This window comes from Curtobacterium sp. MCBA15_009 (genome assembly GCF_001864895.1).
Taxonomy (GTDB): Bacteria; Actinomycetota; Actinomycetes; order Actinomycetales; family Microbacteriaceae; genus Curtobacterium.
This window is the reverse complement of the sequence record NZ_MJGO01000025.1, coordinates 1-395: the sequence shown is the minus strand read 5'-3', so window position 1 is coordinate 395 and position 395 is coordinate 1. Positions and strand designations below refer to the sequence as shown.

Annotated in this window: 1 protein-coding gene; it reads left to right on the top strand. The window is 53.2% G+C overall.

Translation table 11 applies throughout. The features are described 5' to 3' along the window. Window positions 1-395 (top strand): EAL domain-containing protein (locus tag BIU97_RS07900; protein ID WP_139195960.1); only part of this gene is annotated, 395 nt, incomplete at both ends.

Here is a 395-nt window from a genome sequence, read left to right as displayed (position 1 = left end):
CGTTGAATGATCAGCAGTTGATGGAGTTTATTTACGACAAGCTGAGCCAGAAGGACGCACCCATTGAACGACTGTGGTTCGAAATAACCGAGGCCTCCGCGATCAACGACATTCAGGGCATTTCAGAATTCATTGAGGAAATGAAGGAGCTGGGATGCCGTTTCTGCCTGGGGGATTTTGGCAGTGGGCCAACGTCGTTCCAGTTCATGCGCAGCCTGCCGGTGGACATGATCAAGCTGGACAGCGCCTTCACCAGCCAACTGGACACCAGTGAAACCGATCAGGCCATGGTGAAGTCCATGGTGGATATGGCGCACTACATGAAACGGGAAGTGATTGCTTCACGGGTTGAAACCCGCGCGGTTCTCGATATGCTGACCAGTCTGGGTGTGGAT